Origin of the sequence: Inquilinus sp. NPDC058860 (genome assembly GCF_042743185.1) — a bacterium.
Lineage (GTDB): Bacteria > Pseudomonadota > Alphaproteobacteria > DSM-16000 > Inquilinaceae > Inquilinus.
The window spans coordinates 29,740-52,349 of sequence record NZ_JBHYMS010000049.1 but is presented as its reverse complement, the minus strand read 5'-3'; the positions used below and the strand labels follow the sequence as shown (position 1 = coordinate 52,349).

Here is a 22,610-nt window from a genome sequence, read left to right as displayed (position 1 = left end):
ACGGGAGGGGTGGGATGGTTTTGAAACTGCTTCAAGTGGAGGGCGTAGGTTGGGTTCGCTCCGGCGAACCCAACACTGGCTCAGGCCGCGGGATGTTGGGTTCGCGGTCGCGAACCCAACCTACGAACTACGCCGCGTCCTGCCGTGCGTCCGCCGGGCCGGCGATCTCGAAACCGGCCTGGCGCTCCAGCACCTTGAGGATGGCGGAATGGTCCCAGGCGGCGCCGCCCTGGGCGATGGCGGCGTGCAGCAGCTGCTGCGTCGCCGCGGTGTTCGGCAGCGGCACGCTCAGCGCCTTGGCGCCGTCCAGCGCCAGGGCCAGGTCCTTCTGGTGCAGGGCGATGCGGAAGCCGGGGGCGAAGTTGCGCTGGATCATGCGCTCGCCATGCACCTCGAGGATGCGCGAGGCGGCGAAGCCGCCCATCAGCGCCTGCCGCACCCGGGCCGGGTCGGCGCCGGCCTTGGCCGCGAACAGCAGGGCCTCGGCCACCGCCTCGATGGTCAGGGCGACGATGATCTGGTTGGCGACCTTGGTGGTCTGGCCGTCGCCATTGCCGCCGACCAGGGTGACATTCTTGCCCATCGCCTCGAACAGCGGGCGCACCCGGTCGAAGGCGGCCTGCGGCCCGCCGACCATGATCGTCAGGCTGGCGGCCTTGGCCCCGACCTCGCCGCCCGAGACCGGGGCGTCGAGATAGTCGCAGCCCAGCGCGTTGACCTTCTCGGCGAAGCCCTTGGTGGCGATCGGCGAAATCGAGCTCATATCGACCACGACCTTGCCGGGCGACAGCCCCTCGGCGACGCCGCCGGGGCCGAACAGCGCCGCCTCCACATGCGGCGTGTCGGGCACCATGGTGATGACGATGTCGGCCCGGCGCGCCGCCTCGGCGACGGAGGACACGGCGGTGCCGGCCAGCCCCTCCGGCACGCCGGTGATGTCGTGGAGGAACAGGCTGTGCCCGGCGGCGATCAGGTGGCCGGCCATGGGCCGGCCCATGATGCCGAGGCCGATGAAGGCGACGTTCATGACGAACTCCTGTGAGGAGAGGAAGTGGAGGCGCCAGAGCCGGCCTCTCTTCTCTTGTCATCCTCGGGCTTGACCCGAGGATCCAGGGGCTGCCAAAGCCGTTCTCGACGGCCCCTGGATTGCCGGGTCAAGCCCGGCAATGACAGCAAGAGGGGGCTGAGGGGGCTTCGGCTAAGCCGCGACCGTCGTTTTGGCGCGGTACGGCGCGAACCAGCCGAGGCCGGCTTCGGTGCCCGCCTGCGGCACGTATTCGGCGCCGACCCAGCCGGCATAGCCGAGCGCGTCGAGCAGGCGGAACAGGAAGGGGTGGTGGATCTCGCCGGTGCCCGGCTCGTGCCGGCCGGGATTGTCGGCGACCTGGATGTGGCCGATGCGGGAGATCAGCGCCTGCAGCGTCGGCCCCAAATCTCCCTCCATGATCTGCATGTGGTAGATGTCGTATTGCAGCTTGGTGTTCGGCGCCTCGACCGCATCGAGCAGGTCGAGCGTCTGCTGCGATCCGCTGAGGAAGAAGCCCGGGATGTCGCGGGTGTTGATCGGCTCGACCAGCAGGTCGATGCCGGCCTCGCCCAGCGCCTTGGCGGCGAAGCGCAGGTTGTCGACCAGCGTGTCGCCCAGCACCGTCTCGGCCACGCCCGCCGGCCGCTTGCCGGCCAGGCAGTTGAGCTGCCGGCAGCCCAGCGCGGTGGCGTAGTCGATGGCCTGGCTGACCCCGTCCTGGAACTCGCCCTTGCGGTCGGGCAGGCAGGCGATGCCGCGCTCGCCCTTGGCCCAGTCGCCGGCCGGCAGGTTGTGCAGCACCTGGGTCAGGCCGTGGCGCTGCAGCCGCTCGGCCAGCTCCTCCTTCGGATAGGGGTAGGGGAACAGGTACTCGACCCCGGTGAACCCGGCCTCGGCGGCACGGGCGATGCGGTCGAGGAGCGAATGCTCGTTGAACAGCATGGTGAGGTTGGCGGCGAAGCGCGGCATGGCGGCCTCCGGGCTCAGACGGTTTCCGGCTCGCGGGCATCGGCGGGGGCGAGGTCGATGGTCTCCTCGAACTCGGTGACCTTGTCGATCTCCGGCCCCATGGCGATGTTGGTCACCCGCTCGGTGATGATCTCGACCAGCACCGGAAGGCTGGCCTGGGTGGCGCGGGTGCGGGCCCATTGCAGCGCCGGGCCGATCTCCTCCGGGTCGAACACCCGGCGGGCGATGCAGCCGAAGGCCTCCGCCGCCTTGATGTGGTCGACGCCGTAATCGCCGATCTCCGGCGCGTTGATGTTCTGGAACGAGAGCTGGACCTCGTAATCCATGTCGTAGCCGCGCTCCGCTTGGCGGATCAGGCCGAGATAGGCGTTGTTCAGCACCACCAGCACGAAGGGGATGCGGTACTGCGCGGCCACCGCCAGCTCCTCGATCAGGAACTGCAGCGAATAGTCGCCGACGATGCCGACCACCTCGGCCGACGGGTCGGCCAGCTTGGCGCCGGTGCAGGCCGAGACCTCCCAGCCCAAGGGGCCGGCCTGGCCGCAGATGATGTAGTTGCGCGGCTTGTACACCTTCTGGAACTGGCCCGAGGCGATCTGGTACAGGCCGATCGCGGTGACGAAGCGGGTGTCGCGGCCGAAGGCGGCGTTGATCTCCTGGAACGCCCGCTGCGGCTTGATCGGCGTGGCGTCGAAATCGGTCCGGCGCAGCATGGTGCGCTTGCGCTCCTGCACCGCGGCGGTCCAGCTCTCGCGCTTCGGCAGCTTCCGGCCGCGCGCCTCGGCGATCAGCGCCTGCAGCGCCAGCTTGGCGTCGGCGACAATGCCCAGGTCCGGGCAGAACACCCGGCCGATCTGAGTCGGCTCGATGTCGACATGGATGAACCTGCGGCCCTTCGTATAAACCTCAGTTGATCCGGTGTGCCGGTTGGCCCAGCGGTTGCCGATGCCCAGCACCAAATCGCTCTGCAGGAAGGTGGCGTTGCCGTAGCGGTGCTGGGTCTGCAGCCCGACCATGCCGGCGTTCAGCGGGTGGTCGTCGGGGATGGTGCCCCAGCCCATCAGCGTCGGCACCACCGGCACGCCCGTCAGCTCGGCGAACTCGACCAGCAGGTCGGAGGCCTCGGCGTTGATGATGCCGCCGCCGGCGACGATCAGCGGCTTCTCCGCCGCCAGCAGCATGTCGACGGCGCGGGCGATGGCGCTCGGGTTCGGCGCCGGCCGCGACACCGGCAGCGGCGCGTCGGTCTCCGGATCGTAATCGATGATCTCCTTCTGCACGTCGATCGGCAGGTCGATATGGACCGGGCCGGGGCGTTCGGAGCGCATGATCTGGAAGGCGCGGCGGAACACCCAGGGCACCTGGGCGCCCTCCATCACCGTGATCGCCCATTTGGTCACCGGCCGGGCGATGGCGGCGATGTCGACCGCCTGGAAATCCTCCTTGTGCAGCTTGGCGCGCGGCGCCTGGCCGGTGATGCACAGGATCGGGATCGAATCCGCGATGGCGGAGTACAGGCCGGTGATCATGTTGGTGCCGGCCGGGCCGGAGGTGCCGATGCAGACGCCGATGGCGCCGGCGCGGGCCCGGGTGTAGCCCTCGGCGGCATGGGTGCCGCCCTCCTCGTGCCGCACCAGCACATGGCGGATGCCGCTGTCCTTCAGCGCCTCGTAGAAGGGCAGGATCGCCGCACCCGGCACGCCGAACGCCACCTCCACCCCCTCGCTGCGCAGCACATGCACCGCCGCTTCCATCGCCGTCATCTTGGGCATCATGCCCTCCCGTTCGAAGGTTCTCGGGCGATGGTGGCGGGTGGGGCAGGGCAGGGCCAGCGGCGGCCCGAAACATTCCAGGGCGTGAAAAGCGGCAGGTCGGGATCGGTCTTTTTCACCTGGTGGAAGGGCTGGAGCAGGTCGCGCCCATCCCCTTCCTGTCATGCCCGGGCTTGACCCGGGCATCCAGTGGATGTCGACGCTCTCTGGATTGCCGGGTCAAGCCCGGCAATGACAATCGAGGGGAGGGCAAGGCATCAGAGACCGTTTGGGAATGCGCTGGTGTGAGTCGGCTGGGGGTGGTTTCGAGAACCGGCGCGCAGCGGACGTCTGGGTCCGTGAGCACCGGAAGCTTCGAGTCCGCCGTCAGACGGCCGCACCAGTAGCATTTACAGGCGGTCTCTAGTGCGGCCGCCCACCCAGCTGCAGGGTCACCTTCTCCGCTGCCTGGCGCACCAGCATGCCGATCTGGCCGATGCGGTCGTCGCCCATGCGCTCGCGCGGGGCGGAGATCGACAGGGCCGCCACCGGGCGGCCGCCGCGATCGAGGATCGGCGCGGCGACGCAGCGAATGCCGGACAGGTGCTCCTCGTCGTCGATGGCGTAACCGGAGCGGCGGGCGCGGGAGATCTGGTCGCGCAGGCTCGGCAGATCCGGCACCGTCTTCTCGGTCAGCCGGGTCAGGGCCAGGGCCGGCAGGGTGCGCGACAGCACCGGGTCGGTCTTGGCCGAGAGCAGCGCCTTGCCGACGCCGGAGCCGTGCACCGGCAGCGGCGTCGACCCCGGCAGGCTGGCGCCGGGGTCGCCGAGCTGGTGCAGATAGAGAATGGTGCCGCGCTCCTCCACCGCCAGGTTCACGGTCTCGTGGCACAGGCCGAACAGGGTGCGCATCGGCGGGTCGGCCAGCCGGCGCAACCCCATGCCGTCGGCATAGGCGAGGCCGGAGAGGAAGGCCTGCACCCCGACCGCCCAGCGCCGCGTCGCCGGGTCGAAGCGCACGTAATGCGCCTCCTCCAGCGTGGTCAGCAGGCGGTGGACGGTGGGGGCGGAGAGGCCGGTGGCGCGGGCCAGCTCGGTCAGGCTCATGCCCTCGGCCCGGCCGGCCACGGTGTCGAGCAGCCGCAGGGCGCGGAGCAGGGACCGGACCTGCCCGGTCTTCGGTTCGTCGATGCCGCTGTCGCGATCGATCTCGGCCATGGCGCTCCTGACTGGACGCTCAGGCCGGTGACCGGCTTCGCGTACCCTCCCGTTCGTGGATGCGGCGCCCTTGTATATAGGTCGCCTTGATCGACCGATCATCGCCCAAAGTCATGAGGATGAACAGTTCTTCCTCGAGATCGGCCTCGACCGCCTCCATCCGGTGCGCCATGGCGGCGGTGGCGCGGGCGTCCAGCACCACCAGGTCGGCACAGCGGCCCGGGGCGATGGTGCCGATCTCCTGCTCCAGCCCCAGCGCCTCGGCATTGCCGGCGGTCACCAGGTGGAAGGCCTCCAGCGCCGACAGGTTGGTGCCCTGCAGCTGCTGCACCTTGTAGCCCTCGCTCAGCGTCCGCAGCATCGAATAGCTGGTGCCGCCGCCGACATCGGTCGCAGCCGCGATCCGCACTGGCGGGTCGCGCCGCGCCAGGTCCTGCATCGGGAACAGGCCGCTGCCGATGAACAGGTTCGAGGTCGGGCAGAACACCGCGACCGAGCTGGTCTCGGCCATGCGCTGCCGCTCGCGCTCCTCCAGGTGGATGCAGTGGCCGAACAGGGTCTTCGGCCCGAGCAGGCCGTACTTGTCGTAGACGTCGAGATAATCGCGGCTGTCCGGAAACAGCGCCTTCACCGCCTCGATCTCCTTGAGGTTCTCGGCGATGTGAGTCTGGACATAGGCGTCCGGGAACTCCCGGGCCAGCGCCCCGGCCGCCTCCAGCTGCGCCTCGGTCGAGGTGATGGCGAAGCGCGGGGTGATGGCATAGCGCTGCCGCCCGTTGCCGTGCCAGCGCTGCAGCAGGCGCCTGCTGTCGTCATAGGAGGATTGGGCGGTGTCCATCAGGGCGGGCGGCGCGTTGCGGTCCATCATCACCTTGCCGGCGATCATGGCGGTGCCCAGCCGCTCGGATTCCGCGAAGAAGGCCTCGGCCGACCCGGGATGGACCGAGCCGTAGACCGCGGCGGTGGTGGTGCCGTTGGCCAAGAGCTCGGCCAGGAACCATTGCGCCTGGCGCTCGGCGAAATCCGGGTCGGCGTAACGCTGCTCGGCGACGAAGGTGTATTTCTGCAGCCAGTCCAGCAGCTGCGCGCCGTAGGAGGCGATCACCTGGGTCTGCGGGAAGTGCAGATGCGCGTCGATGAAGCCGGGCAGGATCAGCTCGTCCGGGTGGTGGTCGACCGCGGTGCCGGCCGGCAGCGCCGGCAGCATTTCCGCCGCCGGGCCGACCCGGGCGATCCGGCCATTCTCGACCACCACGACCCCGTCGGGGGTATAGCGATAGCTGGCGCTGTCGCCGGCGCCCTTCGGGGGGCTGAGGAAGCTCAGCAGGCGCCCTCGTAATGCAGTGGAGGGCAGGGCGGTGGTGGTCATCGCAAGGCTCCTGTTACTGCACGGCCTGGTCGGGATCGGCCGTCCAGCGCCCGAGGAGGTCGCGCTCCTCCGGGGTGATCTGGCTGACATTGGCCGGCGGCATGGCATGGGTCAGCACCGCCTGCAGGCGGATCAGGCCGGCATGGCGCCGGATCTCCTCCGGCGAGTCCAGCAGCACGCCGCGCGGCGCCTCTTGGATGCCCTCCCAGCCCGGCATGCTGGAATGGCACATGCTGCAGCGGGAGACGACGATGTCGGTCACCTGGGCGAAGGACACCGGCTTCGGGTCCGCCGCCGAGGCTGTCTGCACCGGAGCCTCGGGCTGCAGCCCGATCCAGGGCTTGGTCGTGGTCGCCACCTCGTGCTCGCGCGGCGGCGGCAGGGTGGACAGCCAGACGATCGCCGCCATGCACGCGGCCGCCGCGGCCCAGGTCCACCACGGCGTCGCCTTGCCGGCATGGCGCGAGTTGAAGAAGTGCCGGATCACCCCGCCCATCACCAGCACCAGCGCCGTCATCACCCAGGCCCAGTGCGACCCGAAGGCCAGCGGGTAATGATTGCTGAGCATCAGGAACAGCACCGGCAGGGTCAGGTAGTTGTTGTGCAGCGACCGCTGCTTGGCCTGCCGGCCGAGATTGGGGTCCGGCGTCTGCCCGGCCAGCAGGGCGTCCACGACCTTGCGCTGGTTCGGGATGATCAGGAAGAAGACGTTGGCCACCATCATGGTGCCGATCAGGGCGCCCATCTGCAGCATGGCGCCGCGGCCGCTGAACACCTGGGAGAAGCCCCAGGCCGCCGCGACCAGCACGACGAAACCGGCCGCGGCCAGCTTGACGTCGCTCTCGCCTAAGGGCGACTTGCACAGGAGATCGTAGGCCAGCCAGCCGAGGGCGAGGCTGACCACGCTGATCGCGATCGCTTCCTTGGGCGAGACCAGCGAGACCTGCGGGTCGATCAGGAACAGGTCGGCGCCGCGGTAGTACAGCACGCAGAGCAGGAAGAAGCCGCTGATCCAGGTGGAATAGGCCTCCCATTTGAACCAGGTCAGCTCCTTCGGCAGCCGGTCCGGCGCCACCAGGTACTTGACCATGTTGTAGAAGCCGCCGCCATGGATCTGCCAGGCCTCGCCGCCGGCGCCCGCCGGCAGGTCCTCGCGCTTCTTCAGGCTGAGGTCCAGCGCAACGAAGTAGAAGGACGAGCCGATCCAGGCGATGGCCGTGATCACGTGCACCCAGCGGGCCACGAGGTTGATCCATTCCCAGATGATCGGCTCCATGCCGCCGCCTCCGCCGTCTTGGCTGATTGTCCGTTCCCGCCAGCCTAATGAACAGCATCGCGGCTGGGGAAGCGATGCGGCAGCGCAGCACTTTCAAAAGAATCGCTATAATCCCGCCCGGCGGATGCGCCAGACTCGCATCCGGGAACAGGGAGCACGGATTGGCGCTGCTGGAGAACATGCGGGTCTTCGTGCGCGTGGTCGAGCTCGGCAGCCTGTCGGCGGCCGGCCGGCAGGTGCGCATGTCGCCGGCCGTGGTCAGCCACCGCATCCAGCAGCTGGAGCAGCATCTCGGCGTCCGCCTGCTGAACCGCACCACGCGGCAGGTGCAGCCCACCGAGCACGGCCAGACCTTCTACCGACACTGCCTGGTGGTGCTGGACACGGTGGAACGGGCCGAGACCAGCGTCGCCACCACCAGCGGCGTGCCGTCGGGCAGCCTGCGGGTGACGGCACCGCTCGGCTTCGGCCGCCGCATCCTGGCGCCGCTGGTGCCGCAGTTCCACGAGCTCTACCCCCGGGTCGAGGTCCGGCTGCGCCTGTCCGACCACCTGCTCGACCTGCTGGGAGAGGCGGTCGACCTGGCGATCCGCATGGCGGAGATGAAGGATTCCAGCTTCGTGCTGCGCAAGATCGCCGATTGCCGGCGGGTGCTGTGCGCCGCGCCGGCCTATCTCGAGGCCCGGGGCATGCCGAAGGCGCCCGAGGATCTGGTGGGCCACAACTGCCTGCTGCTGCGCTTCCCCGGGTCGCGGCAGTACCAGTGGACGCTGGAGGGCAGGGACGGCCCGTCCAAGGTGCCGGTGCGCGGCAGCTTCGACGCCGATGACGGCGACGTGCTGACGCAATGGGCGGTCGACGGCCGCGGCATCGTCATGAAGCCGGTGTGGGAGGTGGCGGCGCATCTGCGCAGCGGCGCGCTGCAGGTGGTGCTGCCCGACCATCCGCCCGAGCCGGTGGTGCTGGCGGTGCTGTACCCGCACCGCAGCTTCCTGCCGGCCAAGGTGCGGGTGTTCTCTGACTATCTGGTCGAGCACACGCGGGCGCGGCTCAGCCCCGACCTCGCGCTCTGATCGCCTCGGCCAGCCGCGCTGCGGCTTGATCGACGTCGGCCTCCGTGGTGCCGCGGCCGAGGCCGAAGCGCAGGCTGCCATGGGCCTCCTCCGGCGACAGGCCGATGGCGCGCAGCACATGCGACGGCTCCGGGCTGCCGGTGGAGCAGGCGGAGCCGGTGGACAGCGCCAGATCCGGCAGGTCGAGCAGCAGGTCGGCGGCGTCCAGCCCGGGCAGGCTGACGTTGAGGCAGCCGGGCAGGCCGTGATCCGGGGAGCCGTTGCGGCGCAGGTCCGGCAGCTCCCGCTGCAGAGTCGCGAACAGCCGCTCGCGCAGGGCGGACAGGCGCCGCGCATCGGCCGTCCGGCGCTGCCGGGCCAGGCGGCAGGCGGCGCCGAGCCCGACGCACAGCGCGGTCGGCAGGGTGCCGGCGCGGCGCCCCTGCTGCTGGCCGCCGCCATGGAGCAGGGGCCGTAGAGCCATGCCCTCGCGCACGAACAGGGCGCCGACCCCCATCGGGCCGTACAGCTTGTGTCCGGACAGACTGAGGAAGGCGAGGGCGCGGACATCGATCGCGCCGGTCGACAGGATCTGCACCGCGTCCGTGTGCAGCAGGGCGCCGGCCTCGGTACAGATCCGCGCCGCCTCCTTGAGCGGCTGGATGGTGCCGATCTCGTTGTTGGCGGCCATCAGCGAGACCAGGGCCGGGCGGCCGGCCAGCAGCTTGCGCAGTGCGTCGAGATCGGCGGTGCCGTCCGGCCCGACCGGCAGGGTCGCGGTGCGATGGCCGCGGGCGGAAAGCTCCGGCAGGCAGGCCAGGACGCTGGGGTGCTCGATTGCCGAGGCGACCACCGGCCAGCCCTGGGGCGTGCCGCCCAGCAGGGCCAGGTTGTTGGCCTCGGTGGCGCCGCCGGTGAACAGGATCTCGCCCGGCCGGGCGCCGATCAGCCCCGCCACCTCCGCCCGCGCCGCCTCGATCGCCTCCGCCGCCCGCCAGCCCGGCCGGTGCCGCGCCGCATGCGGGTTGCCGACCGCCGCCGGGTCGAACCACGGCCGCATCGCGTCCAGCACCTCGGGATCCAGCGGGGTTGAGGCGAGGTGGTCGAGATAGAGGGGGGTGGTCATTGGGGCTGGGCTCGCCACGCCAGCCCGTAGGTTGGGTTCGCGCATGCGAACCCAACAGCGAGCCTACGAACCGACAAGCCGGCATGTTGGGTTCGCTGTTCGCGAACCCAACCTACGAAGGATCGCCTCTCAAGCCTCCACGCCCTCGACATACCAGTCCATCTTGGCGATCTCGTCGTCGCTGAGGGCCTTGCCCTCGGGCACGACCAGCTCGCCCTTCTGGTTCTTGATCGGGCCGGCGAAGGGGTTGAGCGTGCCGGCGATGATGTCGGCCTTGGTCTTCTCCGCCGCGGCCACGACCTCGGCCGGGATCGCCTCGTTGTACGGCGCCAGCTTGACCATGCCGTGCTTGAAGCCCCACCAGATGCTGGAGGTCTTCCAGGTGCCGTCGAGCACCGCCTGCACCCGCTCGATATAGTACGGGCCCCATTCGTCGACGATCGAGGTCAGCTGCGCCTTGGGCGCGAAGTTGCGCATGTCCGACGCCTGGCCGAAGGCATATATGCCGCGCGCCTCCGCCACCTGGATCGCGGCCGGGCTGTCGGTGTGCTGGCACAGGATGTCGGCGCCGCCGTCGATCAGCGCCTTGGCGCCGTCGCTCTCCTTGCCCGGGTCGTACCAGCTGTTGACCCAGATCACCTTCACCTTCATGTCCGGCCGGATCTTCCGCGCCGCCAGGGTGTAGGCGTTGATGCCCATCACCACCTCGGGGATGGGCACCGAGCCGATATAGCCGGTGACGCCGGACTTGGTCATGTGGCCGGCGATGGTGCCGCACACCGCGCGCCCCTCGTGGAAGCGGGCGTTGTAGGTGCTGACATTCGGCGCGGTCTGGTAGCCGGTGGCGTGCTCGAACTTCACCTTCGGCAGCGATTTGGCGGCCCGGATCGTCGGGTTCATGTAGCCGAACGACGTCGTGAAGATCAGGTCGTTGCCGGCCTGGGCCAGCTGGCGCAGCACGCGCTCGGCGTCCGGGCCCTCCGGCACGCTCTCGACATAGCTGGTCTTCACCTTGTCGCCGAAATGCGCGTCGATCTCGCGGCGGGCGAGGTCGTGGCCGTGGGTCCAGCCATAGTCGCCGATCGGCCCGATATAGATGAAGCCGACCTTCAGCGGCTCGGCCGACCAGACCCGGCCGGGCAGGATCGTCGTCGCCAGGGTGGCCGCGGAACCCGCCAGCACCGACCGGCGGGAGAAGCGCATCGACATGAAGACCTCCTTGTTGTGATTCACCGGATGATAGCGATCCGCGTCTCAGACGGAAGGGCGGAACGGCTTGCCCAGCGCCGCCGGCGCCTGCAGCCGGCCGCGCCACGGCCCGGCGGCGATGATCACCAGCACCGCGATGGTGGCGAGGTAGGGCAGCATGGTGAAGACCTGCGGCGGCACCTCGATGCCGCCGATGCCCTGGGCGTGCAGCTGCAGGATGGTGACGCCGCCGAACAGATAGGCGCCCAGCAGCACCCGCCACGGCCGCCACGACCCGAACACCACCAGGGCCAGCGCGATCCAGCCGCGGCCGGCGGTCATGCCCTCGATCCACAGCGGCGTGTAGGACAGCGACAGGAAGGCCCCGGCCAACCCGGCCATGGCGCCGCCGAACAGGCAGGCGAGATAGCGCACCAGCTGCACCGGGTGGCCGATCGAATGCGCCGATTCCGCGGATTCCCCGACCGCGCGCAGCACCAGCCCGGCGCGGCTGCGCTTCAGGAACCAAGCCACGCCGAAGGTCATCGCGACCGACAGGTAGACCAGCGCGTCCTGGCCGAACAGCAGCGGCCCGACGACCGGCAGGCCGGTCAGCACCGGCAGCGCCAGCTTCGGCAGCGGCGCGATCGGGTGGCCGACGAAGCCGGAGCCCAAGAGCGCGCTCAGGCCCACGCCGAAGATGGTCAGGGCCAGGCCGGTGGCGACCTGGTTGGCCATCAGCGTCAGGGTCAGCACGGCGAAGATCAGCGACATCGCCGTGCCGGCCAGGGCGGCGGCCAGGATGCCCAGCGCCGGCTGGCCGGTGGTGAAGGTCACGGCGAAGCCGGTGACCGCGCCGATCAGCATCATGCCCTCGACCCCGAGGTTGAGGACGCCGGAGCGCTCGACCACCAGCTCGCCCAGCGCGGCGAGCAGCAGGGGGGTGGCGGCGGTGATCACCGTCGCGGCAATCAGAACCAGGATATCCATCACGACACCGTCACGGGTTCGGGCACGGGCTTGGCCTGGGCCGAGGCCCAGCGCAGGCGGTAGCGGACCAGCACGTCGGCGGCCAGCAGGTAGAACAGCAGCATGCCCTGGAACACGCCGGTCGCCGCGGTCGGCAGCCCGGCCGAGACCTGCGCGTTCTCGCCGCCGATATAGGACAGGGCCATGACCAGCCCGGCGGCGACGATGCCGATCGGGTGCAGCCGGCCGAGGAAGGCGACGATGATGCCGGTGAAGCCGTAGCCCGGGGTCAGCTGCGGGATCAGCTGGCCGATCGGGCCGGCGGCCTCGAAGGTTCCGGCCAGGCCGGCCAGCGCGCCGGACAGCAGCAGGGCGAACCAGGTCACGCGCTTGCGGCTGAAGCCGGCGAAGCGGGCCGCGGCCGGGGCCTGGCCGACGACCTGGATCTGGAAGCCGAACACGGTGCGGCCCATCAGGAACCAAGCGGCGACCGCGACCAGCCCGGCCACCAGCACTCCGAGATGCAGCCGGGTGCCCTCGACCAGGATCGGCAGCACCGCGGCGTCGGTGAACATCCGGGTCTGCGGGAAGTTGTAGCCGTCCGGGTCCTTCCACGGCCCGAACACCAGGATGCCCAACACCAGCGAGGCGACATAGGTCAGCATCAGGCTGGTCAGGATCTCGCTGACGTCGAAGCGGGTCTTCAGGAAGGCCGGGATCGCGGCATAGGCCATGCCGCCCAGGGCGCCGGCGACGCACATCGCCGGCAGGATCCACCAGCCCTCCTCGCCCCAGAAGCCCAGCGCCACCGCGGCGGCGGCGATGGCGCCCATGATCAGCTGGCCCTCCGCCCCGATGTTCCAGACATTGGCGCGGAAGCCGATGCCGAGCCCGATGGCGATCAGGATCAAGGGCGCCGCCTTCACCCCCAGCTCGGTCCAGCCGTAGAAGCTTTCGACCGGCGCGATCAGGAACTGGTACAGCGTCTCGGCCGGGTCCAGGCCGAGGGCGAGGAACAGCAGCCAGCCGCTGGCGATGGTCAGGGCGATGGCGATCAGCGGCGTCAGCCAGACCATCGCGCGGGACGGTTCCCGCCTCGGCTCGATTCTAAGCGACATGGGCTGCGTGCTCCTTCTCCTCGGCCGCTTCCGGCTCGGCGCCGTGCAGCCCGCCCATCAGCAGGCCGATCTCGGCGACCGAGATCTCGGCGGTCGGCCGCGCCTCGGACAGGCGGCCCAGATTGATCACCGCGAGCCGGTCGGTGATCTGCAGCAGCTCGTCGAGATCCTGCGAGATCACCACCACCGCGGCGCCGTTCTGGGCCAGGGTCATCAGCGCCTGGTGGATCGCGGTGGCGGCGCCGGCATCGACGCCCCAGGTCGGCTGCGACACGATGAAGATCTCGGGCGTCTGCAGCACCTCGCGCCCGACCACGTATTTCTGCAGGTTGCCGCCGGACAGGCTGCCGGCCGGTGCCTCGGCATCGCGCGCCTTGACCCCGAACTCGTGGATCACCCGCTCGGCATAGCGGCGGGCCAGGCCGGCGCGGATCAGCCCGCCGGGCGCCAGCTTCATCCGGTTGCGGGCGCTCAGCAGGGCATTGGCGGCCAGGCTCATCTCCGGCACCGCGGCATGGCCGTTGCGCTCCTCCGGCACGGTGCACAGCCCCAGCAGCCGGCGCTGTTCCGCGCTCAGATGCGCGACCGGCTTCGCGCCGATGCGGATGGCCCCGGCCGGGCGGACCCGGCGTTCGCCCGACAGGGCCTGCGACAGCTCGGTCTGGCCGTTGCCGGCGATGCCGGCGATGCCCAGGATCTCGCCGGCGCCGACGGTGAAGCCGATCTGCTTCAGCGCGGTGCCGAACGGGCCGTCGGCGGGCAGGCTGAGATTCTCCACCACCAGCCGCGGCTCGGACACACCGCGGGCGCCGCGGCGGGACAGGGTGCGCAGCTCGGCGCCGATCATCATCTGCGCCATGCTGCGCGCGGTCTCGGCCGCCGGGTCGCAGGTGCCCACCACCTTGCCGCCGCGCATGATCGTGGCCGCGTCGCACAACGCCTTGATCTCGTGCAGCTTGTGGCTGATGTAGAGGATCGAGCAGCCTTCCGACGCCAGGCGGCGCAGGGTCTCGAACAGCCGCTCCACCTCCTGCGGCGTCAGGACCGAGGTCGGCTCGTCCATGATCAGGAGCTTCGGGTCCTGCAGCAGGCAGCGCACGATCTCGACCCGCTGGCGCTCGCCGACCGACAAAGTGTGGATCTCGCGATGCGGGTCCAGCGGCAGGCCATAGGCCTCGGACACCTCGCGGATGCGCTTGGCCAGGACGCGCCGGTCGGGCGGGCTCTCCAGGCCGAGCGCGATGTTCTCGGCCACGGTCAGCGCCTCGAACAGCGAGAAGTGCTGGAACACCATGCCGATGCCGAGGCGCCGGGCCTCGTGCGGGCTGGCGGGGCGGGCCGGCTGGCCGTTCCACAGGATCTCGCCGGCATCGGGCTGCAGCAGGCCGTAGATCGATTTCACCAGCGTCGACTTGCCGGCGCCGTTCTCGCCGAGCAGCGCGTGGATCTCGCCGGGCCGGACGGAGAAGCTTACGCCGTCGTTCGCGACGAGGCTCGCGAACCTCTTGGTGATGCCGCGGAGTTCGATGCGCGCGGGGCCGGCCCCCGGGTTGCGGTCCATGCAGCCTCCTGTTCTGGAGCCGCCCCCGCCGCCGGTTTGTCGGCGGGGGCGGACACGTCCTTAGCCTTGGCGAAGGCGATGAGCAATTCCGCCGCGACCATGGCGGCGATGACGGACGGGCGCTTGTCCCGCCCGAGGCCCGCCCCGATCGGGCAGGTCAGGGTTTCCGTGCGCCGCGGGTCGTTGCCGCGGGCCCGGAACCAGCGCTCGAAGCGCTCGCGCTTGGTGGCCGATCCGATCAGCCCGACATAGGCGGCGTCGCCGCGCCGCAGGACCGCTTCGGTGACCTCGAAATCCATGGCGTGGCTGTGGGTCATGACCAGATAGGCGGCGCCGGGCGGGGCCTCGGCGACGACATCGGTCGGGGTCGGCGTCAGCCGCCGGGTGATGCCGTCCGGGATCTCGGCCGGGAACTCGTCGGCGCGGCCGTCGACCCACTGGATCCGCACGGGCAGCGGCGCCAGCGCGCGGGCCAGCGCCTTGCCGACATGGCCGGCGCCGAAGATCAGGACGCTGGGGCGGGTCGCGGCCTCTGTGGCCTCCTCAGCCTCGATCCGGGCCAGGGTGGCGCCGTCGGCCAGCTCCAGCTCGACGACCACGAAGCCGCCGCAGCACTGGCCGATGGCGGGGCCGAGCGGGATCTCGACCCGCTGCGACCGCTCCTTGGCGATGATCTGCGCCCGGGCGGCGGCGATCGCGTCCCATTCCATCCGCCCGCCGCCGATGGTGCCGCGGGCGGCGGTCGCGGTGACCAGCATGTGCACCCCGGCCTCGCGCGGGGTCGAGCCGCGGGCCTCCGCCAGCGTCACCAGCACCGTCGGCTCCCCATCGCCGAGCCACAGCCGCAGGGTGGGGGCGAGGGGGGTCATGCGAGCCCTCCCGCCGCCCTCAGCCGCTCCACCGCGTCCAGCACCTTCTCCGGCGTCGCCGGCGGGTCGAGGCGGGGGCAGATCCTGTGGTCGGCGACGCTGGCGACGGCGTCCGAGATCGCGTGCAGCACCGAGACGCCCAGCATCAGCGGCGGCTCGCCCACCGCCTTGGAGCGGTAGATCGTCTCCTCATGGTTCCGCGTGTCGGCCAGCCGGACGTTGAAGATCTTCGGCCGGTCGCTCGCCACCGGGATCTTGTAGGTGGACGGCGCATGGGTCCTGAGGCAGCCCTTGTCGTCCCACCACAGCTCCTCCATGGTCAGCCAGCCGGCGCCCTGGACGAAGCCGCCCTCGATCTGGCCCTTGTCGATCGCCGGGTTCAGCGACTGGCCGGCGTCGTGCAGGATGTCCGTCCGGTCCAGCCGGTACTCGCCGGTCAGGGTGTCGACCGTGACCTCGCTGACCGCGGCGCCATAGGCGAAGTAGTAGAACGGCCGACCGCGGCCGGCGGCGCGGTCCCAATGGATCTTCGGCGTCTTGTAGAAGCCGGCGGCGGACAGCTGGACCCGGCCGAAATAGGCGGCGCGCACCAGCTCCGGGAACGGCACCTCCTGGTCGCCGATCCGCACCATATTGCGGCGGAACACGACCTGGTCCGGCTTCACCTGCCAGCGCTCGGCGGCGAAGGCGATCAGCCGCTCCTTGATCATCCGCGCCCCGGCCTGCGCCGCCATGCCGTTCAGGTCGGCGCCGGAGGAGGCGGCGGTGGCCGAGGTGTTCGGCACCTTGCCGGTGGTGGTGGCGGTGATGTGGACGCGGCCGATATCGACCTGGAACTCCTCGGCCACGACCTGGGCGACCTTGACGTACAGGCCCTGGCCCATCTCGGTGCCGCCATGGTTCAGGTGGATCGACCCGTCCTTGTAGACATGCACCAGCGCGCCGGCCTGGTTGTAGGCGGTGAAGGTGAAGGAGATGCCGAACTTCACCGGCGTCAGCGCCAGGCCGCGCTTGAGAAAGCGGCTCGTCTTGTTCCAGGCGCGGATCTCGGCGCGCCGGGCCTGGTAGTCGCTGTCGCGCTCCAGCTCCGCCACCAGCTCGGGGGCGATGTTGTCCTCGACCGTCTGGTGGTACGGCGTCACGTTGCGGTCGTCGGTGCCGTAGAAGTTCAGCTTGCGGATCTCGAGCGGATCGCGGCCGACGGCGAAGGCGATCTCCTCGATCAGCCTTTCGCCGGCCACCAGCCCCTGCGGCCCGCCGAAGCCGCGGAAGGCGGTGGCCGACTGGGTGTTGGTCTTCAAGGGCAGAGAGGACAGCTGCACCGTCGGGTAGTAATAGGCGTTGTCGGCATGGAACAGGGCGCGGTCGGTGACCGGCCCGGACAGGTCGGCGGACCAGCCGCAGCGCGCCGCCAGCAGCATCTCGACGCCCTCGATCCGGCCCTCGTCGTCGAAGCCGACCGAATAGTCGATCTCGAAATCGTGGCGCTTGCCGGTGATCAGCATGTCGTCGTCGCGGTCCGGCCGCAGCTTGGCGGCGCGGCCGGTCGCCTTGGCCACCAGGGCAGCCACGGCGGCGAACAGGTTGGCCTGGGTCTCCTTGCCGCCGAAGCCGCCGCCCATGCGCCTGATCTCGACCGTCACCGCCCCGTCCGGCACGCCCAAGACACTGGCCACGATGTGCTGCACCTCGCTCGGGTGCTGGGTCGAGGAATGGACGGTGACGTCGCCATCCTCGCCCGGCAGGGCCAGGGCCACCTGGCTCTCCAGGTAGAAATGCTCCTGCCCGCCGATCCGCATCCGGCCGTCGACCCTGCGCGGCGCCGCCGCGATCGCCGCAGCGGCGTCGCCGCGCTTCAGCGTCATCGGCTTGGTCACCAGCGTGCCGGCAGACTTCGCGGCCTCATAGTCCAGGACCGGCGCCAGCTCCTCAGTGTCGATCACGGCTAGGCGGGCGGCGCGGCGGGCCTGGTCACGGGTCTCGGCGGCCACGGCGAAGACCGGCTGGCCGACATGCTGCACCAGCTCGGTGGCGAACAGCGGCTCGTCGCCCAGATGGTTGCAGCCGATGTCGTTCTCACCGGGGATGTCCTCGGCGGTGAAGACGCGCACCACCCCGGGCGCGGTGCGGACCTTGGCCAGGTCGATCGACCGGATCCGGGCATGGGCCTTCTCGCTCAGCCCCAGGCAGACATGCAGCAGGCCCGCCGGCTCCGGGATGTCGTCGATATAGACGGCCTCGCCGCTGACATGCTTGTGGGCGCTGTCGTGCCGGCGCGGGTCGTGCACCGCGCCGTCGATGCGGTCGGCCGCCGGCTGGGCTTTGGCCTGGGACAAGGTGGTGTCAGGCATGGGCCAGGCTCCGCTCACCGACCAGGCGGGTTTCCGCTGCGGGATCGGCGGTTTCGGCATGCAGCTTCAGCAGCAGGTTGGCGGCCACCCGGGCGCGATAGCCGGCGCTGGCGCGCCAGTCGGTCAGCGGCGTGAAATCCCGGGCCAGCGCCGGCAGGGCGGCGCGGACGGCGTCCTCGGTCCAGGGCTGGCCGGTCAGCGCCGCCTCGGCCCCGGCCGCGCGCTTCGGGGTGCCGGCCATGCCGCCATAGGCGATGCGGATGTCAATGACCTTGCCGTCCTCCACCCGCAGCCGGAAGGCGGCGCAGACGGCGGAGATGTCCTGGTCGAAGCGCTTGCTGATCTTGTAGGCGCGGAACCTGTCGCCGGGCTGCAGCTTCGGCAGGAAGACGCTCTCGACGAACTCGCCCGGCCGCCGGTCCTGCCGGCCATAGGCGATGAAGAACTCCTCCAGCGGCAGCGACCGGCGCTCCCCGCCCCGGCGCAGCACCAGCGTGGCGCCGGCGGCGATCAGGGCCGGCGGCATGTCGCCGATCGGCGAGCCGTTGGCGATGTTGCCGCCGATGGTGCCGACCGCGCGAACCTGCTCCGCCCCGATGCGGCGGATCAGCTCGCCCAGGTCGGGATAGGCGCGGCCGAGCGGCCCGATCGCCTCGGCATAGGTGACGGCGGCGCCGATCTCGAAGCCGTCGGCAGTCTCGCGCAGGCCGCGCAGATCGCGCACCCGGCCGGTATAGATCACCACCGGCAGCACCCGCTGCTGCTTGGTGACCCACAGCCCGACATCGGTGGCGCCGGAGACGATGGTGGCGTCCGGATGCTCCAGCAGCAGCTCCGCCATCGCGTCGGCCGTGGCCGGGGCGTAGAAGCGGCGGGGACCGTCGCCGACCACGACCGTCTCCTCGTCCTCCAGCGCGGCGAGGCGCTCGGCAATCCCGGCCTCGGCCACGGCGAAGCGGTCGGCCTCCGGCGCGCCCAGCTCATACATGCGCTGCCCGGCGGCGACGATCGGGGCATAGCCGGTGCAGCGGCACAGATTGCCGGCCAGCGCGTCGTCGATCCGGCCTTCGCCCGGCGCCGGGTCGTTGCGGTACAGCGCGAACAGCGCCATGACGAAGCCGGGGGTGCAGAAGCCGCATTGCGAGCCGTGGCAGTCGACCATCGCCTGCTGCACCGGGTGCAGCGCGCCGTCGGCGGCCTTCAGATGCTCGACCGTCAGCAGCTGGCAGCCGTCCAGCGTCGCCAGGAAGCGGATGCAGGCGTTCACGGGCTCGTAGCGCACCCGGTCGCCGTCGCGCCGGCCGACCACCACGGTGCAGGCGCCGCAATCGCCCTCGGCGCAGCCTTCCTTGGTGCCGGTTTTGCGCTCCTCGATCCGCAGCCAGTCCAGCACGGTCAGGGTCGGATCGACCGTGCAGATCTCGCGCAGCTCGTCGCCCAGGAGGAAACGGACGGTGTCTCGCATGTCTCAGCTGCCGCGATAGGTGGAGTAGGACCAGGGCGAGATCAGCAGCGGCACGTGATAGTGCTGGTCGGCATGGGCGATGCCGAAGCGGATCGGCACTTGGTCCAGGAAGGGCGGGTCGGTCAGGACCACCCCGGCGGTGCTGAAATAGGCGCCGGTGGCGAAGACCAGCTCATAGGTGCCGGGGCGGAAATCGTCGCCGGCCAGCAGCGGCGCGTCGCAGCGGCCGTCGGCATTGGTCCGGGTCTCGGTCACGAGGGTGCGGCGGTCACCGTCGAGGCGATAGAGCGCCACGCCGATGCCCATGCCCGGCCGGCCATGCGCCGTGTCGAGCACATGGGTGGTCAGTCGCCCCCGGTGGGATGCCTGTGTCTCGGCCATCCTGCCTCTCCGTGTCTGCCGCCGGTCCCTGGCGGTCCGGCGCGCCACCGGGCATTATCGCCCTGTTTCAGGTGTGGCGCGTCTGTTGTTTCCGCAATGTTTCACGCCGGGACCCGCCTTGCTCAACGGGTGTTCGGCGGAAAGACTTTCAACGCAATCGCAAAAGTGGATGCTGGCTCCGGGCGTATTCTATGTCCGGGATCACGCGTGCGAGGGGAGGATCGGTGTCCGTCTATCCGAGAAATCTGGTCGGCTACGGCCCGAACCCGCCCCAGGCCGACTGGCCGGGCGGGGCCCGGCTGGCGCTGCAGTTCGTCCTCAACTACGAGGAGGGGGCCGAGAACTCGATCCTGCACGGCGACGCGGCCTCCGAGAGCTTTCTGTCCGAGATCGTTGCCGCCCAGCCGCTGCCGGGCGTGCGCCACATCTCGATGGAATCGCTCTACGATTACGGCGCCCGGGTCGGCGTCTGGCGGATCCTCAGGCTGTTCGAGCGCAAGCAGATCCCGCTGACGGTCTATGCCGTCGCCATGGCGGCGGAGCGGCACCCGCAGGTGATCCGCGCCATGGTCGAGGCCGGGCACGAGATCGCCAGCCACGGCTATCGCTGGATCAACTACCAGTATGTCGGCGAGGACACCGAGCGCGAGCACATCCGCAAGGCGGTCGAGATCCTGGAGCAAGTGTCGGGTGAGAAGCCGCTCGGCTGGTACACCGGCCGCACCAGCCCGAACACCCGGCGCCTGGTGGCCGGGCATGGCGGCTTCCTCTACGACGCCGACGCCTATGACGACGACCTGCCGTATTGGGAGGATGTCGGCGGCAAGCCGCAGCTGATCGTGCCCTACACGCTGGACGCCAACGACATGCGCTTCGCCGCGGTCCAGGGCTTCAACTCCGGCGACCAGTTCTACGCCTATCTCAAGGACAGCTTCGACGCGCTGTACCAGGAGGGGGCGGAGACGCCGCGGATGATGTCGGTCGGGCTGCATTGCCGGATCGTCGGCCGGCCCGGCCGGATCATGGCGCTGGAGCGGTTCCTGGACTACGCGAAGCAGCATGACGGCGTCTGGTTCTGCCGCCGCATCGAGATCGCCCGGCATTGGCGGGAGAAGCATCCCTATGCCAGGGGCGGGGCATGACCGTCCCCCGCCCCAGCACCATGGACCGCGACCTGTTCATCGTCCGCTTCGGCGGCGTATTCGAGCATTCGCCCTGGATCGCCGAAGCCGCCTGGGAGGCCGGGCTGAGCCACGGGCAGGACACGGCCGAAGGGCTGCATGCCGCGCTCTGCGCCGTGTTCCGCGCCGCCGATCACGACCGCCAGCTCGGCGTGCTGTGCGCCCATCCCGACCTGGCCGGCCGGCTGGCGGTGGCGGGAGAGCTGACCGCCAGCTCCAGCGCCGAGCAGGCCAGCGCCGGGCTCGACCGCTGCACGCCCGCGGAGTTCGCGCGGTTCCAGGAGCTCAACGCCGCCTATGTCGAGCGCTTCGGCTTCCCCTTCATCATGGCGGTGAAGGGCCGCAGCCGGGCCGAGATCCTGGCCGCCTTCGAGCGCCGGGTCGGCAACCCGCGCGACACCGAATTCGCCACGGCCCTGGCCGAGGTGGAGACCATCGCCCTGCTGCGACTGAAGGACCTGCTGCCGTGAGCCTCGGTACAGCGCCGACCCAGAACACCCTCGCCCACGGCCCGGCGCTGATGCAGCGGCTGGACGCCCTGGCCCGCTTCAGCGAGGACCCGGACCGGCTGACCCGCACCTTCCTGTCGCCGGCGCACCGCCAGGCGGCCGACCAGGTGCTGGCCTGGATGCGCGAGGCCGGGATGACGGCGCGGACCGACGCCGCCGGCAACGTCGTCGGCCGCTACGAGGGCGACCGGCCGGGCCGGCCCGCACTGCTGCTGGGCTCCCACATCGACACGGTGCGCGACGCCGGGAAATACGACGGCAATCTCGGCGTGCTGGCCGCCATCGCCGTGGTCGGCGAGCTGCACCGGCGCGGCGAGCGGCTGCCCTTCGCCGTCGAGGTGCTGGGCTTCGGCGACGAGGAGGGCGTGCGCTTCCCGGTCACCCTGACCGGCAGCAGCACCGTCGCCGGCACGGTCGACCCGGCGGTGGCCGATGCGGTCGACGACAACGGGCTGCGCCTGGGCGACCTGCTGCGCGACTTCGGCGGCGACCCGGACGGGCTGCAGGCCGAGGCCCGGCGGCGCGACCGCGTGCTCGGCTATGTCGAGTTGCATATCGAACAGGGGCCGGTGCTGGAGGCCGAGGGCCTGCCGCTGGGCGTCGTCACGGCGATCAACGGCGCCGCGCGCTACAACGCCACGGTCCGCGGCATGGCCGGCCATGCCGGCACCGTGCCGATGGATCTGCGCCGCGACGCGCTGGCCGCCGCCGCCTCGATGGTGCTGGCGGTCGAGCGCTGCGCCCAGGCGCGGCGCGAGGTGGTGGCGACGGTCGGGCAGCTCGACGTCCAGCCCGGCGCTGTCAACGTCATCCCCGGCGCGGTGCGCTTCGCCATCGACATCCGGGCGCCGGACGATTCCGACCGCCTGGCCGCGATGGCCGAGATGACGGCGGCGCTGGAGGGCATCGCCCGCGGCCGCGGCGTCGATCTGACGCTCGACCGCTACCACGACGCCGGCGCCGTCCGCTGCGACGAGGCGCTGATGGAGCGGCTGGAGACGGCGATCCGCCGCCACGGCCTGCCGGCGCGGCGCCTGCCCAGCGGCGCCGGCCACGATGCCATGGCGATGGCGTCGCTGACCCCGGTCGGCATGCTGTTCCTGCGCTGCCGCGGCGGCATCAGCCACAATCCGGCCGAATCCATCACCGTGGAGGATGCGGACCTCGCCATCCGCGTCCTGCTCGACCTCCTCCGCCAGTACGACCCTGCCTGACACGAAAGCTCACTTG

General features: G+C 70.7%; 19 protein-coding genes. 4 read left to right on the top strand and 15 right to left on the bottom strand.

The window, feature by feature from the left end; genetic code table 11:
• Window positions 1–127: 127 nt before the first annotated feature.
• The 6 genes from ACFW16_RS27075 to ACFW16_RS27050 all read right to left on the bottom strand — a co-directional run bounded on the left by ACFW16_RS27075 (window position 128) and on the right by ACFW16_RS27050 (window position 7,610).
• Window positions 128–1,027: a 2-hydroxy-3-oxopropionate reductase gene (locus ACFW16_RS27075; protein WP_380310969.1), complete on the bottom strand. Its 900-nt coding sequence runs from the start codon at window positions 1,025–1,027 to the stop codon at window positions 128–130.
• 171 nt (window positions 1,028–1,198) lie between these two features.
• Window positions 1,199–1,996, bottom strand: coding sequence for a hydroxypyruvate isomerase (gene hyi, locus ACFW16_RS27070; RefSeq protein ID WP_380310967.1), 798 nt, complete (start codon window positions 1,994–1,996; stop codon window positions 1,199–1,201).
• Window positions 1,997–2,010: 14 nt separating this feature from the next.
• Window positions 2,011–3,768, bottom strand: coding sequence for a glyoxylate carboligase (gene gcl, locus ACFW16_RS27065; protein WP_380310965.1), 1,758 nt, complete (start codon window positions 3,766–3,768; stop codon window positions 2,011–2,013).
• A 402-nt stretch (window positions 3,769–4,170) separates the two neighbouring features.
• Window positions 4,171–4,965 (bottom strand): IclR family transcriptional regulator, encoded by a 795-nt coding sequence (locus ACFW16_RS27060; RefSeq protein WP_380310963.1) that lies wholly within the window; start codon window positions 4,963–4,965, stop codon window positions 4,171–4,173.
• 19 nt (window positions 4,966–4,984) lie between these two features.
• Window positions 4,985–6,334: a guanine deaminase gene (guaD, locus tag ACFW16_RS27055; protein WP_380310961.1), complete on the bottom strand. Its 1,350-nt coding sequence runs from the start codon at window positions 6,332–6,334 to the stop codon at window positions 4,985–4,987.
• A 13-nt stretch (window positions 6,335–6,347) separates the two neighbouring features.
• Window positions 6,348–7,610 (bottom strand): urate hydroxylase PuuD, encoded by a 1,263-nt coding sequence (locus tag ACFW16_RS27050; protein ID WP_380310960.1) that lies wholly within the window; start codon window positions 7,608–7,610, stop codon window positions 6,348–6,350.
• A 161-nt stretch (window positions 7,611–7,771) separates the two neighbouring features.
• Between ACFW16_RS27050 and ACFW16_RS27045 the strand changes: the two genes are divergently transcribed.
• Window positions 7,772–8,683 carry a LysR family transcriptional regulator gene (locus ACFW16_RS27045; RefSeq protein WP_380310958.1) on the top strand — a complete coding sequence of 304 codons (912 nt, stop codon included), beginning with the start codon at window positions 7,772–7,774 and terminating at the stop codon, window positions 8,681–8,683.
• On the opposite strand, the gene ACFW16_RS27040 is transcribed toward ACFW16_RS27045, so the two are convergent.
• The 9 genes from ACFW16_RS27040 to uraH form a co-directional block, all read right to left on the bottom strand.
• Entirely contained in the window at window positions 8,661–9,788 is a 1,128-nt protein-coding gene (locus ACFW16_RS27040; RefSeq protein WP_380310956.1) for a cysteine desulfurase family protein, read from the bottom strand. The genes ACFW16_RS27045 and ACFW16_RS27040 overlap by 23 nt on opposite strands.
• Before the next feature lie 129 nt (window positions 9,789–9,917).
• On the bottom strand, window positions 9,918–10,991 hold the full coding sequence (locus ACFW16_RS27035; RefSeq protein ID WP_380310990.1) for a BMP family ABC transporter substrate-binding protein: 1,074 nt from the start codon (window positions 10,989–10,991) through the stop codon (window positions 9,918–9,920).
• Window positions 10,992–11,042: 51 nt separating this feature from the next.
• Window positions 11,043–11,966: an ABC transporter permease gene (locus ACFW16_RS27030; RefSeq protein WP_380310954.1), complete on the bottom strand. Its 924-nt coding sequence runs from the start codon at window positions 11,964–11,966 to the stop codon at window positions 11,043–11,045.
• A complete protein-coding gene (locus tag ACFW16_RS27025; RefSeq protein WP_380310952.1) occupies window positions 11,966–13,063 on the bottom strand; it encodes an ABC transporter permease in 1,098 nt (365 codons plus the stop codon). The genes ACFW16_RS27030 and ACFW16_RS27025 overlap by 1 nt, the downstream gene beginning before the upstream one ends.
• Window positions 13,053–14,624: an ABC transporter ATP-binding protein gene (locus ACFW16_RS27020; protein WP_380310950.1), complete on the bottom strand. Its 1,572-nt coding sequence runs from the start codon at window positions 14,622–14,624 to the stop codon at window positions 13,053–13,055. The genes ACFW16_RS27025 and ACFW16_RS27020 overlap by 11 nt, the downstream gene beginning before the upstream one ends.
• On the bottom strand, window positions 14,534–15,493 hold the full coding sequence (xdhC, locus tag ACFW16_RS27015; RefSeq protein ID WP_380310948.1) for a xanthine dehydrogenase accessory protein XdhC: 960 nt from the start codon (window positions 15,491–15,493) through the stop codon (window positions 14,534–14,536). Before xdhC ends, ACFW16_RS27020 begins: the two co-directional genes overlap by 91 nt.
• The gene (gene xdhB / locus ACFW16_RS27010; RefSeq protein WP_380310946.1) at window positions 15,490–17,844 is read right to left on the bottom strand and encodes a xanthine dehydrogenase molybdopterin binding subunit; all 2,355 of its coding nucleotides are present in this window, start codon (window positions 17,842–17,844) and stop codon (window positions 15,490–15,492) included. Before xdhB ends, xdhC begins: the two co-directional genes overlap by 4 nt.
• Window positions 17,837–19,309: a xanthine dehydrogenase small subunit gene (xdhA, locus tag ACFW16_RS27005; RefSeq protein WP_380310944.1), complete on the bottom strand. Its 1,473-nt coding sequence runs from the start codon at window positions 19,307–19,309 to the stop codon at window positions 17,837–17,839. Before xdhA ends, xdhB begins: the two co-directional genes overlap by 8 nt.
• A 3-nt stretch (window positions 19,310–19,312) precedes the next feature.
• The gene (uraH, locus tag ACFW16_RS27000; RefSeq protein WP_380310942.1) at window positions 19,313–19,690 is read right to left on the bottom strand and encodes a hydroxyisourate hydrolase; all 378 of its coding nucleotides are present in this window, start codon (window positions 19,688–19,690) and stop codon (window positions 19,313–19,315) included.
• Window positions 19,691–19,914: 224 nt separating this feature from the next.
• Between uraH and puuE the strand changes: the two genes are divergently transcribed.
• From puuE to ACFW16_RS26985, 3 genes are read left to right on the top strand one after another with little or no spacing between them, the layout of a single operon-like run.
• Window positions 19,915–20,832 (top strand): allantoinase PuuE, encoded by a 918-nt coding sequence (puuE, locus tag ACFW16_RS26995; protein ID WP_380310940.1) that lies wholly within the window; start codon window positions 19,915–19,917, stop codon window positions 20,830–20,832.
• Window positions 20,829–21,341, top strand: coding sequence for a 2-oxo-4-hydroxy-4-carboxy-5-ureidoimidazoline decarboxylase (uraD, locus tag ACFW16_RS26990; RefSeq protein ID WP_380310938.1), 513 nt, complete (start codon window positions 20,829–20,831; stop codon window positions 21,339–21,341). Before puuE ends, uraD begins: the two co-directional genes overlap by 4 nt.
• Entirely contained in the window at window positions 21,338–22,594 is a 1,257-nt protein-coding gene (locus tag ACFW16_RS26985) for an allantoate amidohydrolase (RefSeq protein WP_380310936.1), read from the top strand. The genes uraD and ACFW16_RS26985 overlap by 4 nt, the downstream gene beginning before the upstream one ends.
• The last annotated feature ends 16 nt before the right edge of the window (window positions 22,595–22,610 follow it).